The sequence below is a fragment of the Albirhodobacter sp. R86504 genome, assembly GCF_042466415.1.
Taxonomy (GTDB): Bacteria; Pseudomonadota; Alphaproteobacteria; order Rhodobacterales; family Rhodobacteraceae; genus Albirhodobacter.
In genome coordinates this window covers 2,520,724-2,536,834 of the sequence record NZ_JAXHCH010000002.1, presented here as the reverse complement: position 1 = coordinate 2,536,834, position 16,111 = coordinate 2,520,724, and the positions used below count along the sequence as shown (strand labels likewise).

Sequence of the window (16,111 nt, the reverse complement as noted above, 5' to 3'; positions counted from 1 at the left end):
CTTATTCCTCCGCTTTCTTCTTGGCGCGCTTGCCAGTTTTCGTCTTTTTTTCGAACGGCTCGGGTTCTGGCGGCAAAGGCGGTTTTGGTTGTGGCCTCGGGCTGGCCATCATGCCGACATGCGCCGGAACCGTTTGCGCAAAATCACGCGCTTCAGGTTTTTCGGCCACCGCATGTGCGCCGACACTGTCGCCGACCGCAGCCCGCCGCGCCAAGCGAGAGAGCCCGCCCAGCGCCAGCATGACCGACCCCACGACGCCGAGGAATACGCCCAGATCGAAGGCTGCTGCGGTCGCGAGCTCAAACTTCTCAAGTCCCGGAATTTTGAAATATCCGAAGTCCGACGTGAGGAACGGCATTCCGTTGAACCACGCGCCAACGCCCGTCACACCCGCGATGATCACGCCAAGCGCGATCAGAACGTGGTAATAGACCTTCTGGCGCGCCTGTGTCCAAGCGAAGCCTGACGCCATATACTGCATGACAAGCGCGATCGACACGACCAGACCGGCGATGAACCCGCCGCCCGGTTGATTGTGACCACGCAAGAAGATGAAGACACCCACCATCAATGCCAGCGGCATCATTACGCGGGTCGCAACCAAAAGCATCAGCGGATGGCGATCCCCCGCGCGCGCTTGATCGGGCGACCATGCCATCAGCTTACGGTTTGACGGCCCCGTCAACAGCGCTTCGGTCAAGGCGAAAATCGCCAGAGCTGCGATCCCCAGAACGATCACCTCCCCGAACGTATCGTAGCCGCGGAAATCAACGAGGATCACATTCACGACATTGTCGCCGCCCGCGAGATTATAAGAATTCGCGAGGTGGTATTCCGAAATTGACGGGAAGGCGAAATCACGGCGCATCAGCGCATAGATAAGCCCGCCCATGCCCAAACCGCCCGCAATAGCGATCACGGAGTCGAGGCTCAACTTCCAGACGGGGCTTTCGACCTTCGTCATCTTGGGGAGGAAGTTGAGCGCGAGGAGCATCAAGATCACTGTTACCGTCTCGACCGAGATTTGCGTCAGTGCGAGGTCCGGCGCGGAGAGATAGATGAAGCAGGTTGATACGATCAAACCGATAATCGCGATCAGCACCAAGGCAAGCAGGCGGAAATGGTGGAACGCCACAATGCCCCCCGTCGCCACCATCAACAATGTCCAGCCGATTGCAGCAGCAGGCGTAATTTCCAGCAGAGGGCGCGTTTGTGGCCCCATCACCCCACCAGACCAAGCCCACCAGCCCGCAGCCAGGGCCGCAATGGCAAAAGCAGCCAAGTAGCGCGGCATCGAGCCATTGTGCAGGCCATTGGTAAACCAAGCGAAACCACTCTCAATCCCGCCGGTCACGAGATCAAAGGCCGCTTTCGCCTCTGGCCGCGGGACTGCATTCCAGATCCGGTCAAGCGGCGCGTGGAGCGACAGCAGGATCAAACCACCTACGACCGCAATTCCCGACATAATCAACGCAGGCGTCACCCCATGCCAAATCGCGAGATGGACGTGGATCTCCTCCCCCGTCACGGCAGATGCAATCTGGCTGACGTACGGCGATATCCAAGCAGGCGCGACCCCGATGGCCATCACCAACACCGCGAGCAACGCCGGCGGCCCCCAAAGGCCGAAGCCCGGATCATGCGGCTTATGTGGATAATCGGTCCGCTCGGCTCCCAAGAACGGATGCGCAATATAGCGGAACGAGTAGGCCGCGGAGAGCAATGCGCCAATCGTCGCGAGCACAGGCACCAGCCACGCATAGCCGTTCCAGACGGTATGAGCGGCCTCCTCAAGCATAAGTTCTTTCGATAAGAAGCCGTTGAACAGCGGAATGCCTGCCATCGACAGCGCGCCGATCGTGGCGATTGTAAACGTCAAGGGCATCAAATGCCGCAACCCGCCCAGCCGTTTGATGTCGCGCGTGTGCGTCTCGTGATCGACGATGCCCGCCGTCATGAACAACGCGGCTTTGAAGGTGGCATGGTTGATAATATGGAACACGGCCGCAATCGCGCCGCCCGTCGTCCCCAACCCCAGCAGGAACGTAATCAGACCGAGATGCGAAACAGTGGAGAACGCCAGCAATGCCTTAAGATCGTCTTTGAAAATCGCGATCTTGGCACCAACCAACATGGTCACAAGGCCCGTCGTCGCAACAATATAAAACCACTCAGGCGTACCTGCCAAAACAGGCCAGAGACGCGCCATGAGGAACAACCCCGCCTTCACCATCGTCGCCGAATGCAGATAGGCCGAAACAGGGGTCGGCGCGGCCATCGCGTGTGGCAGCCAGAAGTGGAACGGGAACTGAGCCGATTTTGTGAAGGCACCGATCAAAATCAGGATCAGCGCCGGCAGGTAAAGAGGCGATGCCTGAATGGCGTCTTTTGCCTGCAAAATATCCGAAATCTCATAGCTGCCCGCGATATGACCCAAGATCATCATACCCGCGATCATCGCCAAGCCGCCTAACCCTGTGACGGTCAATGCCATCCGCGCGCCTTGGCGCCCCTCGGGAAGATGCTTCCAAAAGCCGATCAGAAGGAACGAGGAAAGTGACGTCAGCTCCCAGAAAATAAGCAAAAGCAGGATGTTATCTGACAACACAATGCCGACCATCGCGCCTTGGAACAGCATCAGATAGGTATAGAACTGGCCTGCCGGATCGTCTTTCGACAAGTAATAGCGCGCGTAGATGATGATGAGGATCCCGATCCCCAAGATCATCGTTGCAAACAGCATCGCAAGGCCGTCGATCCGGAAATTCACATTCAGCCCAAGCTCGGGCAGCCAAGAAAATTGCGCTGTGATCACCTCACCCGCCATCACCTCGGGAAGTTGCAACAGCAACCCCAGCAAAGCGAGTGCGGAGCAAAGGCCGGCGGCAATCGCGGTGTTATCCCGACCCGTTCGGATCAAAATACCAGGCAGCAAGGCGCCGAGGAAAGGAAGGGCTACGATAAGTGCGGGCGTCATAGGGGCATCGGTCCGTTTTAGGGCCGGTCTGGACCTGCGAATGAGCTGCAGACAGACCAATGGCGCGAGTTATCCCTAGTTGGGCTATGGGGCTATGCCAGTCAAGCCCAACGCGCCCCCGACCCGCGCTGTTTTACCCGATTTTCACTCAGAAAATGCCGGAAGGGCGCATCGAGATTTCGCCTCGCGCGCGATGAAAGAAGTAAGGGGGGCGATTTTACCGATGCGCGAAATGTCGCATGCCGCAATTGCAAAAACGGCGGGTTTTCGCGCAGCAATCAGATCTGCATTGCGCGATTGCCGCGAGAAAAGGCGAATAGGCGCCGATCCTTCAGCTAAGTGACGCAATTTCGTCACGACTCACTTGCATATTTTTTGAATTGCCCGATATGCAGTGAACGGCAATCCGGCCCGATCGATCTTCTGAACTATCTGACAAAGCACAAAAAACATGAACACTTCAGAGACCATTCCACGCGCCACTTTAACGCGCCGCTCGCTGCTCTCGGCGCTGCCTGTTTCGGCCGCTTTGCTTGCAGGCACAGCGATGCCGCGCATCGCTTTCGCCCAAGAGGCGGTCGCCCCTAATGCTGCGCAGCCTGCTGCGCCGGAGGCCCCTGCCGCACCGCAGAAATTCTCGTTCGATCTGCTCGCAGAAGAGATGCGCGATCTGGCGACCCGTCCGCATGTCCCGCCATCCATCCCGCCGAGCTTCCTTGAGAAGCTTACGTATGACGATTACCGCCTGATCCGGTTCAACCCGGAGCGTGCGCGGTGGGCAGCGGCTGACAACAGCTTCTACCAGCTTCACGCGTTCCACATGGGCTGGCTCTTCAAAGAGCCGGTGTTGATCTATGAGATTGAGGGCGAAACGGCCGCCCTCATGGGGTTTGACACCGACGATTTCATTTATGAGCGTCAAGTGGGCGAACGTGTTCCCGCACACGCGCAATTGCCTGGCGTTGCAGGCTTCCGCCTTCATTATCCGCTGAACCGTCCTGATGTGTTCGACGAATTGGTCGCGTTTGTTGGCGCGTCGTATTTCCGCGCCTTGGGCCGCGGGTCGGCCTACGGCCTCTCGGCACGTGGCTTGGCTCTGAATACCGGTCTTTCGGGCGCCGAAGAATTCCCGCGCTTCTCGCGGTTCTATGTGGAGCGTCCTCAGCCCGGCGCTGAGACGATTACTTTCTACGCGACGCTAGAAAGCCCTTCTGTCACCGGCGCTTACCGCTTCGTGATGACGCCCGGCTTCGAGACGATCATGGACGTCACCGCGCGCCTCAACTTCCGATCGGAAGTCGAGCAGCTTGGCGTTGCTCCGTTGACCTCGATGTTCCTGTTCGGGGAGCGCAACCGGACGGATTTCGACGATTTCCGTCCCAATGTGCATGACAGCGACGGTCTTCAAATCACACGGCATGACGGTGACACGCTCTGGCGTCCGCTCGCCAACCCGCCGCGTCTGTCGTCGTCGTATTTCAGCGAGACAAACCCGAAAAGCTTCGGCCTGCATCAGCGCGACCGCTTGTTCGATCATTACCAAGATGCCGCCGCGCATTACGAGAAGCGCCCATCAGTTTCGGTCGAGCCAATCGGCGATTGGGGTTCCGGCGCGGTGCGTCTTGTCGAGATCCCGTCGGACCTCGAAGTGAATGACAACATCGTCGCGTTCTGGGTGCCTTCAGAGCCCGTAAAGGCTGGCGAGTCGCGTGAATATAGCTACCGCCTGCTGTGGGGGGATCTCCCGCCGAACAAGCACGATGACCTCGCCCATATTCTGGAAACGCGGATCGGTCACGGCGGCGTTTCAGGCGTTGAGAACACAGACGGATCTCGGAAATTCGTGATTGATTTCAAGGGTGGCCTTTTGGGCAACCTTCCGGGCGGTTCGGATGTGAAGGCAATCGTGAACGTCAGCAATGGCGAAGTCGCGACCCAGATCCTCGAACAAATCTGGGGAACGGATATCTGGCGGCTCGTGATCGATGTCGTGCCCGCCGAGAAAGATACTGTGGAACTAAACGCGCACATTGCGGGTTTTGATAGGAAACTGTCTGAAACATGGCTTTATCAATGGATCAAACGATGACTTCGATGCAGATCACCGATAACGCAACCGTAATGCCGATGAACGGCGCCACGACACTGGATGGCGCCGCCCTGACGAGCGGCGTTTGCGCCCTTCCCGACGCGCCCATGGCGATGCCTGTGCAAATTATCGAGCATGAGGTTTCTCCGCTCCAACGGCTTTTCTCCGGCCTCCGCTCGGGTGTGCCCGCGCAAGGCAACTGAGGTTTAAATGACCACGCATTCGCCGGATAGCACCGGCCACGAACCGCAAATAAATCGCGCGCCCACGGGCGCGCTTTTCGCTATCCGCATTGCTGCGATCTGCACGGCCCTGGCCGCTGGCACGACAGCTTTCGTCATCTTCCTTAAGTTTGGCGCGGCGGATGGTTTGGATGCGTTGGATTACATCCGCGCAACCTTGATTTTGATTTCGACGCTCTGGCTTGCTTGGGGCGCGATTGGCGGCCTTCTTGGCCTACTGACACGCCCTAAACCTGCGTTGGAGGCGCCCGACGGCCTGCCGCATCGGACGGTGATCCTCGTGCCGGTGTACAATGAGGACCCCGTCGCGACATTTTCCCGCGTTGCAGCGATGGATGCGTCTCTCGCCGCGATCGGTCGCGCGCAGGAGTTCCATTTCGCCGTGCTCTCCGACACGCGCAATGAGGCTATCGCAGAGAAAGAACTTTTGTGGTTTGCCCGCCTTGTTGAGGAACGTGACGGGATCGGTCGGTTTTTCTACCGCCGCCGCCAACAAAACACTGGCAAGAAAGCCGGCAATATCGAGGATTTCATCTCGCGCTCCGGTTCGGCCTATGACTTCGCGCTGATTTTAGACGCGGATAGCTTGATGGAAGGCGAAACGATCGTTCGCATGGTGCGCCGGATGCAGGCGGAGCCCCGCCTCGGCCTGTTGCAAACCCTGCCAAAGGTCACCCGCGCGAGCTCGCGTTTCGGCCGCGCTGGCCAATTCGCCGCGTCGTTCTTCTCGCCAGTATTTGCGCGGGGGCTCGCCATGATGCAGGGCACCACGGGGCCGTTTTGGGGGCATAACGCGATGGTCCGCGTCCGCGCCTTTGCAGAGAGCTGCGGCCTGCCTGCGCTGCGCGGCAAGCCGCCCTTCGGCGGTCACGTCATGAGCCATGATTATGTGGAGGCCGCGCTTTTGGCGCGGGCGCGCTGGATCGTTCGGCTCGATGACGATCTGCAAGGATCGTTCGAAGAGGGTCCGGAAAACATTATCGATCACGCCAAGCGGGATCGTCGTTGGTGTCAGGGCAACCTGCAGCACGCGCGGATTATCGGCGCGCCTGGCCTGCGCGGATGGTCGCGGTTTGTGTTTGCCCAAGGCATTATGGCCTATATCGCGCCTCTGTTCTGGCTCGGATTTATTCTGGCATCCATCGCCGCGCCGCTTCTCGCACCTGAGCCGGATTACTTCCCAGAGCCGAACTGGCCGTTCCCAATCTTCCCGCAAAACGAAGCCGCCAAGGCAATTGCGCTGGCGCTTGGGATCTTCGGCCTTTTGCTCCTGCCAAAGCTTCTCGTCGCGATCAAAGCCGCATTCGACGGGCGCGCCAGAGGGTTCGGCGGCGGGGGCTTGGCTTTCCTGTCCACGCTCAACGAGCTCATTTTGTCGTCCATCACCGCGCCAATCCATCTACTGTTTGCGGCGCGGGCCGTATTCCAAGTTCTGATGGGTCTGGATGGCGGCTGGCCGACCAACAATCGTGGGGATGGTCGGTTGAGCCTGCGAGAAGCTTGGGCCGCATCCGGCTGGATCGTGACAATTGGTGTTGTCGGCTTGGCCGCGACCTATACATTCGCGCCGATGCTGCTGCTCTGGCTGTTACCTGTGGGAATTCCGATGTCGCTCGCGCCCTTTATCATTTCGTGGACGTCGAAACCCAGCACAACGGCCCTGATGAAAACGCCCGAAGAAACCTCTCCTGCGGCGGTGATGGGCTTGCAAGACACGATCTTCGCGCGGTGGAGCGCGATCGATCTCGACGAGAATCGGACTTAAAATGACAAAGACGCCGCTTACGGCCCGTGATCCTCGGTTGGACTTCTTCCGCGGGCTTTGCCTCGCGATGATTTTTATCAACCATGTGCCCGGCCAGATCTACGAGACCTTCACCTCGCGCAATTTCGGATTTACCGACGCGGCAGAAGGTTTCGTGTTTATGTCAGGCGCGGCGGCTGGGCTGGCCTACACCATAGGCATGATGACGCGCCCGCTCTGGCCAACCGTGGGCAAAATCTGGGGCCGCGTTTGGCTTTTGTATCTTGTCCATGTGATGACCGCGTTTCTGGCCATCGCGATCTCGGCTGCGACGATGAAGTTCTTCGGTGTCGATACTTTGCTTGAGCGCGCGAACGTGCAGTGGCTCGGGAAGGATATGCTTGGCTTCCTGATCGGTGTCCCCACTTTGGGCCACCAGCTCGGCTATGTGAATATCTTGCCGATGTATATGGTCTTGCTCGCGGTTGCGCCGCTGATGATCAAGCTGGCGCACTGGCGGGTTTGGGCGTTGCTTGCCACTGTCACCGTCATCTGGGCCGTCGCAGGGCAGTTCCGCATTGATCTGCCCAATTACCCCACCCAGGGCGGTTGGTTCTTCAATCCTATTTCATGGAGCATGATCTTCGCACTTGGCCTCGCAACGGGCATACGTTTGAAACAGGGCCGCCGTCTTGTGCCCGTCAATAAATGGCTAACTGGGTTTGCGATCGCCTATCTGGTGCTCTCTGTTGTTTGGCTCAAACATCCAGATGTGAACCGCACGATGGCGCAGTCTATGTCCTACCTTTGGGATCACGGCTTCCCGTTCTGGGTCGTTGGAATGGACAAGACATATGTTGCCCTACCGCGTCTGCTGCATCTGATGTCGTTGGCGTATCTGTTGTCTCTGCCCGGTCCGATCCGGCTGCTTGCCGCGTCGCGTTGGGTTGCACCCATCGTAACCTTGGGCCGGAACTCCTTGCCGGTGTTCGCTCTCGGAACAGTGCTCGCATTTGTCGGGCAGGCGATCAAGGTGACCAATGAGTTGAACTTCTGGCAAGACACCGCATTGATTTTGACGGGGTTGACGTTGCAATGGGCCTTGGCGCGGGCGCGGGAATGGCACAAGGCACAGATGAAAGCGCCAAAGCCGGTGGTTGCTCCTGCTTAACGATCAACGCACATTATTTATCGGAAAAAGGGCGGCCCTCACGAGGCCGCCCTTTTGATAACGTGTCATCCAGTGCCTGTGCTGCTCAGTCGCCAGCCTTTAACAAACCTGCAGGGCGCGCCGATAAGGGACGCAAGGCGAATACCATCCCCGCGAGCAATGTAACCCCCACACCGCCAACCAAGATCCACAGCGCCGGAAGCGGAGCGAAGCTATAGCTTGCCTCCATCACAAGAACCATCACCGCCCAAGACGACGTCACCCCGACAACCAAAGCCACGAGCGCCGCGGCGAGCCCCATCAACGCCGATCGCAGCAAAAACGACCCGAGGATTTTTGCGCGGCTCGCTCCCAACACTTTAAGGAGCGCTGCCTCACGCGCGCGCGCGCGCTCACCTGCGGCCGCCGCGCCGATGAGAACGGCAAAGCCCGTCAGCAAGGTGACACCAGCAGCCAGCGCGGTAGCCCGCGCGATTGCCGCCAGCGCTTCGCTCACCCGTGCGATGGCGTCGCGAACACGGATCGCTGTTACATTGGGGAAGTTTTTCGCCAATGCCCGCAAAACGATCGCCTCATCCTCCGCATCGGTATAAAGCGTTGCGATACTTGTATGCGGCGCGGCCTTAAGCGTTTGCGGATCAAAGACCATCACGAAACCCATCCCCGCCGTCGAGAAATCAACCTCGCGCAGGCTTGCGATTTCGGCGGTAAAGGAGCGGCCAAGGATGTTGACCGTGATCTCATCGCCCAAAGTCAGGCCGATCTCTTCGGCCTCCTCCGCCGCGAACGAAACCAAAGGCGGGCCGTCGTAATCGGCAGGCCACCATTCCCCCGCAACCACAGGCGTCGTCTCCGGGACCTCCGCGGAATAGGTAATGCCTCGGTCTCCGCGCAAGACCCAGTGATCCCCGAATTCCCGCGCCGGACGGCCATTGATCTGCGTGATAACGCCCCGCAGCATCGGCGCCGTGTCCATGCGCGTTACCGCGGGCGTTGCCTCGACTTGCGCGGTGAACGGCTCAACTTGATCGGGTTGAATATCGAGCATGAAATACGCGGGCGCCAGTTTTGGCAGATCCGTCGCAATTGCGCCGCGCAATCCGGCATCGACCTGACCTACACTCGATAGTACCGATAACCCGAGACCGAGCGATAGCACAGTTGCCATCGTCTCACCCCGTGCCGCGCCCATTGCAACCAGCGCCGCGCGCAGCATCGGTTTTCCGCGTACACGCCGCGCAAGACGCGCAGAGAGATGCCGTATTCCCAAGGCGATCAGTCCCAAAAGACCAAGCGCCACAACGACACCGAGAAGTGTCAGCCCTGCCAGCATCGGCTGTGACGACAGCCCGATCGCGACGAGCAACAAAGCTGTTACCAAGGCAACAATGGTGAGCATCGCCCCGCGGCCCGGCCGCCCCTCCAATGGGGCCGCCGCGCGGTAGAGCGCCGCAGGCCGCACCAAGATCATGCGCTCGAGTGGCCAAAGCGCGAAGATGCCGGTCACCAAAGCGCCGTAAAGGGCCGCCTCACCCGCCGCACGCGCCGCGAAACCGATCTCGGTCGGGAATGGAAGCGCCTTCGCAATCGCGCCCGACAAAATCACCGGCAGCCCCGCCCCCACGAGCACGCCCAGAGCGATGCCGATCAGCCCCATCACCACGACTTGGCTCATGAACACGGTGCGGATCAGACTGGTGCTCGCGCCGACGGCCTTCAATGTCGCAATCGTTTCGGTTTTCCGCTCGGCCCATGCGCGCACCGCTTGCGCAATGCCGACCCCGCCCACCGCAAGCCCGGCAAGCCCGACGAGCACGAGGAAAGAGCTGATCCGGCTCACGAAACGTTCAACCCCGCCCGCCGCACGGCGACTATCTCGCCAGCGGATATCGCTCCCCTCAAACTGCGCGTCAAACCGTGCCTCGGCAGCATCAAGATCTGTCCCGAGAGGCAGGGCGAGGCGATAGTTTGTTTCAAACATCGCCCCTTGCGCGAGGAGGCCCGAGGACGCGAGATCGACCTTCCGCACCAAGGTGCGCGGCCCCAATCCGATCCCCGCGCCAGAGCTATCAGGCTCGCGGATCAAACGAGCGGTGAGCTGGAACTCACTCGCGCCCAGCGCGAAACGATCGCCAATCGACAGGCCCATGCGATCTGCCAACACAGGGTCCATGACCGCGCCAGCCACATCGCCCACCGGCGCGAGGGCCTGCGCGAGATCAATTGCGGGTTCCAAGACAGGCTCGCCATAGAGGGGATACTGATCGTCCACGGCTTTCACTTGGGTCAGAACGCGCTCCTCGCCCACGATGGCCATGGATCGAAATTCGGTGACCTCCGCGACGCGCTCCGCCGCCGCATCAATCCACGCGCGCTCCTGCGCACTCGCGGAACGGTAATCAAACCGCACTTCGGCGTCGCCGCCCAAAATTACAGAGCCTTGATCCGCCAAACCAGACCGGATGCCCTCCCGAAGAGTTCCGATCGCGGCAATGGAGGCGACCCCGAGGATCAGGCAGGCGAGGAAAACACGAAACCCGCGTAATCCGTTCCCAAATTCGTGCCGCATCTCGCGCGCGGCGATGCGCCAAGCCAAAGCACGGCTCATACGCGGACCTCCTCCGCCAAACGGCCATCGGCCATGCGCACGACCATATCGCACCGCGCCGCGAGTTCCGGCGCATGCGTGACCATGATAAGGGTGGCGCCGTGTTTTTCCTGTAACCCGAAGAGCAGATCCATGATGCTCTCGCCATTTTGCGCATCCAAATTTCCGGTTGGTTCATCGGCCAGCAAAATCGCAGGGCGCACCGCAACCGCGCGCGCCAGAGCGACGCGTTGTTGCTCCCCGCCCGAGAGTTCCGATGGGTAATGCCCCAAGCGCGCGCCAAGCCCGACGCCTTCCAACTCGGCCTGCGCGCGCGCAAATGCATCCTGCGCTCCCGCCAGTTCCAGCGGCATCGCCACGTTCTCCAACGCAGTCATTGTTGGAATAAGGTGGAAGGATTGGAATACGATACCCATATTGTCCCTACGAAACCGCGCCAACGCATCCTCGCCCATCGCGGCAAGGTCCGCGCCCAGCGCATGGATCGTCCCGCCCGTGGGCCGTTCAAGCCCGCCAAGACACATCAGGAGTGACGACTTGCCAGATCCCGAAGGCCCGATAAGCCCCACACTCCGCCCTTGCGGGACATCGAGCGTAATGCCGCGCAAAATATCCACCTTGCCCGCGTTGCCGTTTAGCGTCAGGCGCAAGTCGCGGGTGCTCAGGATAGGATCACGGGTGGGATTGGTCATTGAAGCCTCAGATTTGGGGAGAGTTTAAATGGAAGGTTTAGCTATGTCTTCAAGAGCATATGGGGCCGCGCGCAGCGCACTCAAGCAAGGTGCGCTGGTTTTGGCCCTCATTAGCGGAGTTTTCACCGCGATTGCCCCCGCGCAGGCACAAGAAGTCGTGATGTTGGGCGACAGTTTGACGCAAGGCTATGGTTTGCCCGAAGATGAAGGCCTTGTGCCGCAATTACAGGCATGGCTTGATGCCGAGGGGGTCGAGGCCCAATTGGTGAATATGGGTGTGAGTGGGGACACCACATCGGGCGGGTTGTCGCGCGTGGCTTGGTCATTGACACCTGAGACGAAGGCCGTCGTCGTCGCACTGGGTGGCAACGATCTTTTGCGCGGACTAGACCCGAAGGAAACACGCGCCAATCTGGACGCTATACTTGCCGAGATAACAGGGCAGAAGCTGCCTGTCTTGCTGCTCGGGTTGCCGGCGCCCTCCAATTACGGGGCGGATTGGGCCGTCCAGTTCGATGCGATTTTTCCCGAACTCGCAGAAAAATATGGCGTGTTGATGGACCCCAACCAACTCGCACCGCTCGCGGCCTTCTCGCCCGAGGAACGCGCGGCCCGTGGCTTGATGCAAAGCGACGGCATCCACCCCTCCAAAGAAGGGGTGGCGATGGAGGTGGAGCACATCGGCCCGCTGGTCAAACAGTTGATCGAGCAGATTCCGTAAGCTTGGTCGCGGTCAACGCACTGATCGCGAGGAACACGGCGGCCGTCCCAAGGCAGGCGGGGAGGCCGCCGATCTGATAACTAAGCCCCGAGGCGAGCGTCCCCAAGAGCCGCCCCGCCGCGTTGGCCATGTAGTAAAACCCGACATCCATCGTGACCCGCCCCGCCCCCGCAAAGGCGAGGATCAGATAGGAATGAAGCGCGGAATTCACCGCAAACAGCGCGCCGAACACCATCAGCCCCGCAATCAGCGTCACCGTGAGCCAAGGCGCCGGATCTTGCGTGGCGGCAATCGCCAGCACGGCGGGGATGATCACCAAAAACCCCGCCCAGCGCGCCGCCGCCCGCACATGGTTTTCACGCCGCAGAATCTTTGGCGCATAGGCCTGCACGGCGCCGTAAAGGATCGTCCAGACCGCCATAAACGTCCCGATCATGAAGAACGCCGCGCGGTTGCCCGCCGCCGTGCCATCCGAGAGCACCGCGTAGAAATAGATCGGGATACCAACCACAAACCACACATCGCGCGCCCCGAACAAGAACACCCGCGACAGCGAAAGCCAGTTGATATTGCGGTTGCGCGAGATCACCTCGCCGAATTTGACGCCCTTCATCCCGCGCGGCATGCCGTCGGGCATCCACACCGCAACCAGCAGCAAGATCACGCCCAGCCCCAAAGCCATCGCATAAAGCGAGGCGTTGAACCCGAGCCAGCCAAGCAGCACCGCGCCCAGCAAGAACCCCAGCCCCTTCACCGCGTTTTTCGATCCGGTCAGCACCGCGACCCAGCGAAACAAGCTACCGTCTCCGTCAGGCGCGAGCACCTTGACCGCCGATTTCGACGACATCTTCGCCAGATCCTTCGCCACCCCCGACAGCCCTTGGACGATCATGATCAGCGCAATCGAACTGACGCCCACCTGCGCCAAGGCCACCAGCGCCACGATCTGCAACGCAAGCCCCGCATAAAGCGTGGAATTCAGCCCGAACCGCGCCGCAATCCACCCCGCCGCGAGGTTGGTGACCACCCCAGCGATCTCGTAGAGCACAAACAGATAGGCCAGCGTGACGGGGGAATAGCCCAGCTCGTGGAAATGCAGCAACACCAGCATCCGCAGCGCGCCATCGGTCAGCATAAACGCCCAATAGGCGGCGGTGACGGCGAAATAGGCGGCCATTAGAGTGACGCCCCCACCATCCGCGCCACATCCGCCAAGCGCATCGCATAGCCCCATTCATTATCATACCACGCGTAGAGTTTGACCTGCGTGCCGTTGATGACCATCGTGGAGGGCGCATCAATGATCGAGGAGCGGTCGTCATTGGTGTAATCGGCCGAGACCAAAGGCCGCGTTTCATAGCCGAGGATGCCTTTAAGCGGCCCGTCTGCGGCAGATTTCAGCAACGCATTGACCTCCTCCACCGTCGTCTCCCGCGCCACCTCAAACACGCAATCGGTCAGCGACGCATTCAGCAACGGCACCCGCACCGCATGGCCGTTCAGCTTGCCGGTCAGCTCGGGGAAAATCTGGGTGATCGCGGTGGCCGAGCCGGTCGTCGTCGGGATCAGGGAATTGAGGGCAGAGCGCGCACGGCGCAGATCTTTCGCGGGGCGATCCACCATCGTTTGCGTGTTGGTCACATCATGGATCGTGGTGATCGAGCCGTGTTTGATCCCCAGCCCCTCATGGATCACCTTCACCACCGGCGCGAGGCAATTGGTCGTGCAAGACGCCGCCGTGATGATCCGTTGCTTGGCAGGATCATAAATGTCGTGATTGACGCCGTAGACGATATTGGCGGCCTCATCCTCCTTCACCGGCGCGGAGACGACGACCTTTTTCACCCCCGCCGCGAAATACGGCGCGAGCGCCTCGGCGGTTTTGAATTTACCCGTGCAATCAATGACCACGTCGATGCCAACCAGCGGCAAATCCTCAATCCGTTTGGCATTATACATCGCCATTTTATGGCCGTTGATCGTGATCTCGCCGTCGGCATGGCCAAATTCGGCCTTCCAACGCCCATGCACCGTGTCAAATTCCAACAGATGCGCGTGCATTTCGGCATCGCCCACAGCGTCATTGAGGAACACGATCTCCGCGCCCTGCTCGATCAGCGACCGGATCGCGAGTTTGCCGATGCGGCCAAGGCCGTTGAGTGCGTATTTGGTCATTCTGGCCTCATTTGGGCAATTTCATCGACACGAGTTTGCAGCGACATCCGGTCGAGGGTCTCAAAGGGCAGCGCCACGAACGCAGCGATACGATGTTTCAAAATACCGTAGGCGGTTTGGAACGCCAAAGCCCGTTCAGCGTCGGTGCCCGTCGCTTTAACGGGATCAGGCTGCCCCCAATGGCCGCTGATCGGCTGACCCGGCCATGCGGGGCATTCCTCATTCGCGGCCTGATCGCAAACAGTGAAGACAAAATCCATTTGCGGCGCGTCCGGCGCGCGGAACTCGTCCATCGATTTGGACCGCAGGTTCGCCATCGAATGCCCCTTGCTTTCGAGCAACGCGACCGCATCAGGGTTCAAGACCGACGGCCTCGTTCCCGCCGAAAATGCGTTAAACTGCTCGCCTTGCGCGCGCAAAATACTTTCGGCCATGATCGAGCGCGCGGAGTTTGCAGAGCACAAGAACAAGACGTTGAACTTCCGTGTCATAGGCTTTTCCTCATCGGAGCAAGAAGTGACTGAAAGGGCCGCATTTTGTGGAGCGGCGGATCGACAGATCTGCGGGCGGGCGCGGCAGCAATCCTCGACGAGGTAGCTCACGAGCGCCTCGGTGCCGCTGATGTTGGTGCGATACAGGAGAGATGTTCCGGCACGCTCTTGCGTGATCAAGCCCGACTGGCGCAAGGCCGCGAGATAGACGGACAAGGTCGATGGTTTTACCGACATCGCCGCGGCGATGTCGCCGGCGGTCATCGGTTCGGGATAGTGACGCATCAACAAACGAAACACCGCGAGGCGTTGCGGATGGCCAAGGGTCGCGAATTGGGTAACGGCTAATTCTTCCATAATTCACGTATATTGGAATTAAAGACGAGTCGCAAGACTGATTCAGCTCTCGGCAGGTGCGCATAGCAAAAGAGGCGACCCGCAGGCCGCCTCTTCGTATCAACGCATTATGTCAGTAGGATTGCAGTGCGCGGCGATTGTGCCGCGACTGCGATCAGGCGTCCTTGAAGAAGGTATCAACTTCCGCGTCGGCCTCTTCCTTGGTCTTGCCATACCGTTCTTGCAAAACACCTGCGAGGCGCTCGGCGCTGCCCTCAACTTTATCAAGGTCATCATCCGTGAGCTCGCCCCATTTGATTTTGGCCGAACCCTTGAGTTGCTTCCATTTGCCTTCGACTTGATCAAGATTCATAACAGTCTCCTTTTCCGTCAAAATGGTGCAGCGCGTTTGTCGCTGCTTCATCATACCAACCCGCAGCGCTGCAAATAGTTCCTTCAGGCCGCGCGAATTTTGCGATGTGACCGGCGACGAGAGCGGGTGAAGGTGCGATGCGCCGACCCGCCTCTGCCCCGCGTCTGCGACGCCGCGACCAATAAAAAAGAAGGGGAGGCAGAGGGCCGCGTAACCGCGACACCTCTGCCTCCCCTCAACCTATTAGCCCTTAAAGGCCAAAGAGTTTACCGCGTTTAGATACGGCGATTATGTGTTGCCGACGAACGGCCCGGACCAGCGATAAGCCAGATCAGGAAGCCGAGCAGCGGCAGGACGATCACGAGGAGTGACCACAAGACTTTTGCGCCCGTGCTCTCACGCGAGCCAAAGATCGAGACGAGCGCCCAGAGGTCAAGCGCGAGCAGAAGAAGGCCACCAAGGCCAGAAAGTTCAAACATGGATTGCTCCTTT

At 59.8% G+C, this 16,111-nt stretch carries 13 protein-coding genes; 5 read left to right on the top strand and 8 right to left on the bottom strand.

What is annotated here, in order from left to right:
- Position 1 precedes the first annotated feature (1 nt).
- Positions 2-2,977, bottom strand: a complete 2,976-nt coding sequence (locus tag SJY32_RS14225; RefSeq protein WP_376876709.1) for a monovalent cation/H+ antiporter subunit A — start codon at positions 2,975-2,977, stop codon at positions 2-4.
- A 451-nt stretch (positions 2,978-3,428) separates the two neighbouring features.
- On the opposite strand from SJY32_RS14225, the gene SJY32_RS14220 reads away from it, so the two are divergent.
- From SJY32_RS14220 to SJY32_RS14205, 4 genes are read left to right on the top strand one after another with little or no spacing between them, the layout of a single operon-like run.
- Entirely contained in the window at positions 3,429-5,066 is a 1,638-nt protein-coding gene (locus SJY32_RS14220; protein ID WP_376876706.1) for a glucan biosynthesis protein, read from the top strand.
- The gene (locus SJY32_RS14215) at positions 5,063-5,269 is read left to right on the top strand and encodes a hypothetical protein (protein WP_376876703.1); all 207 of its coding nucleotides are present in this window, start codon (positions 5,063-5,065) and stop codon (positions 5,267-5,269) included. Before SJY32_RS14220 ends, SJY32_RS14215 begins: the two co-directional genes overlap by 4 nt.
- A gap of 7 nt (positions 5,270-5,276) precedes the next feature.
- On the top strand, positions 5,277-7,073 hold the full coding sequence (gene mdoH / locus SJY32_RS14210) for a glucans biosynthesis glucosyltransferase MdoH (protein ID WP_376876700.1): 1,797 nt from the start codon (positions 5,277-5,279) through the stop codon (positions 7,071-7,073).
- A gap of 1 nt (position 7,074) precedes the next feature.
- Positions 7,075-8,223, top strand: a complete 1,149-nt coding sequence (locus SJY32_RS14205; protein WP_376876697.1) for an OpgC family protein — start codon at positions 7,075-7,077, stop codon at positions 8,221-8,223.
- 85 nt (positions 8,224-8,308) lie between these two features.
- Here SJY32_RS14205 and SJY32_RS14200 read toward each other — a convergent pair whose 3' ends face one another.
- Both SJY32_RS14200 and SJY32_RS14195 read right to left on the bottom strand, forming a co-directional pair.
- Positions 8,309-10,831 carry an ABC transporter permease gene (locus SJY32_RS14200; RefSeq protein WP_376876694.1) on the bottom strand — a complete coding sequence of 841 codons (2,523 nt, stop codon included), beginning with the start codon at positions 10,829-10,831 and terminating at the stop codon, positions 8,309-8,311.
- The gene (locus SJY32_RS14195) at positions 10,828-11,523 is read right to left on the bottom strand and encodes an ABC transporter ATP-binding protein (RefSeq protein ID WP_376876691.1); all 696 of its coding nucleotides are present in this window, start codon (positions 11,521-11,523) and stop codon (positions 10,828-10,830) included. Before SJY32_RS14195 ends, SJY32_RS14200 begins: the two co-directional genes overlap by 4 nt.
- 28 nt (positions 11,524-11,551) lie before the next feature.
- Between SJY32_RS14195 and SJY32_RS14190 the strand changes: the two genes are divergently transcribed.
- Positions 11,552-12,244, top strand: a complete 693-nt coding sequence (locus SJY32_RS14190) for an arylesterase (RefSeq protein WP_376876688.1) — start codon at positions 11,552-11,554, stop codon at positions 12,242-12,244.
- Here SJY32_RS14190 and arsJ read toward each other — a convergent pair.
- The 5 genes from arsJ to SJY32_RS14165 all read right to left on the bottom strand — a co-directional run bounded on the left by arsJ (position 12,216) and on the right by SJY32_RS14165 (position 16,098).
- Positions 12,216-13,478, bottom strand: a complete 1,263-nt coding sequence (gene arsJ, locus SJY32_RS14185; protein WP_376876686.1) for an organoarsenical effux MFS transporter ArsJ — start codon at positions 13,476-13,478, stop codon at positions 12,216-12,218. The genes SJY32_RS14190 and arsJ overlap by 29 nt on opposite strands.
- Positions 13,421-14,419, bottom strand: a complete 999-nt coding sequence (locus tag SJY32_RS14180; RefSeq protein WP_376876683.1) for an ArsJ-associated glyceraldehyde-3-phosphate dehydrogenase — start codon at positions 14,417-14,419, stop codon at positions 13,421-13,423. Before SJY32_RS14180 ends, arsJ begins: the two co-directional genes overlap by 58 nt.
- Positions 14,416-15,267, bottom strand: a complete 852-nt coding sequence (locus tag SJY32_RS14175; RefSeq protein WP_376876680.1) for a helix-turn-helix domain-containing protein — start codon at positions 15,265-15,267, stop codon at positions 14,416-14,418. Before SJY32_RS14175 ends, SJY32_RS14180 begins: the two co-directional genes overlap by 4 nt.
- Before the next feature lie 154 nt (positions 15,268-15,421).
- On the bottom strand, positions 15,422-15,619 hold the full coding sequence (locus tag SJY32_RS14170; protein ID WP_376876677.1) for a CsbD family protein: 198 nt from the start codon (positions 15,617-15,619) through the stop codon (positions 15,422-15,424).
- 275 nt (positions 15,620-15,894) lie between these two features.
- The gene (locus tag SJY32_RS14165; RefSeq protein WP_376876674.1) at positions 15,895-16,098 is read right to left on the bottom strand and encodes a PLD nuclease N-terminal domain-containing protein; all 204 of its coding nucleotides are present in this window, start codon (positions 16,096-16,098) and stop codon (positions 15,895-15,897) included.
- Between the last annotated feature and the right edge of the window lie 13 nt (positions 16,099-16,111).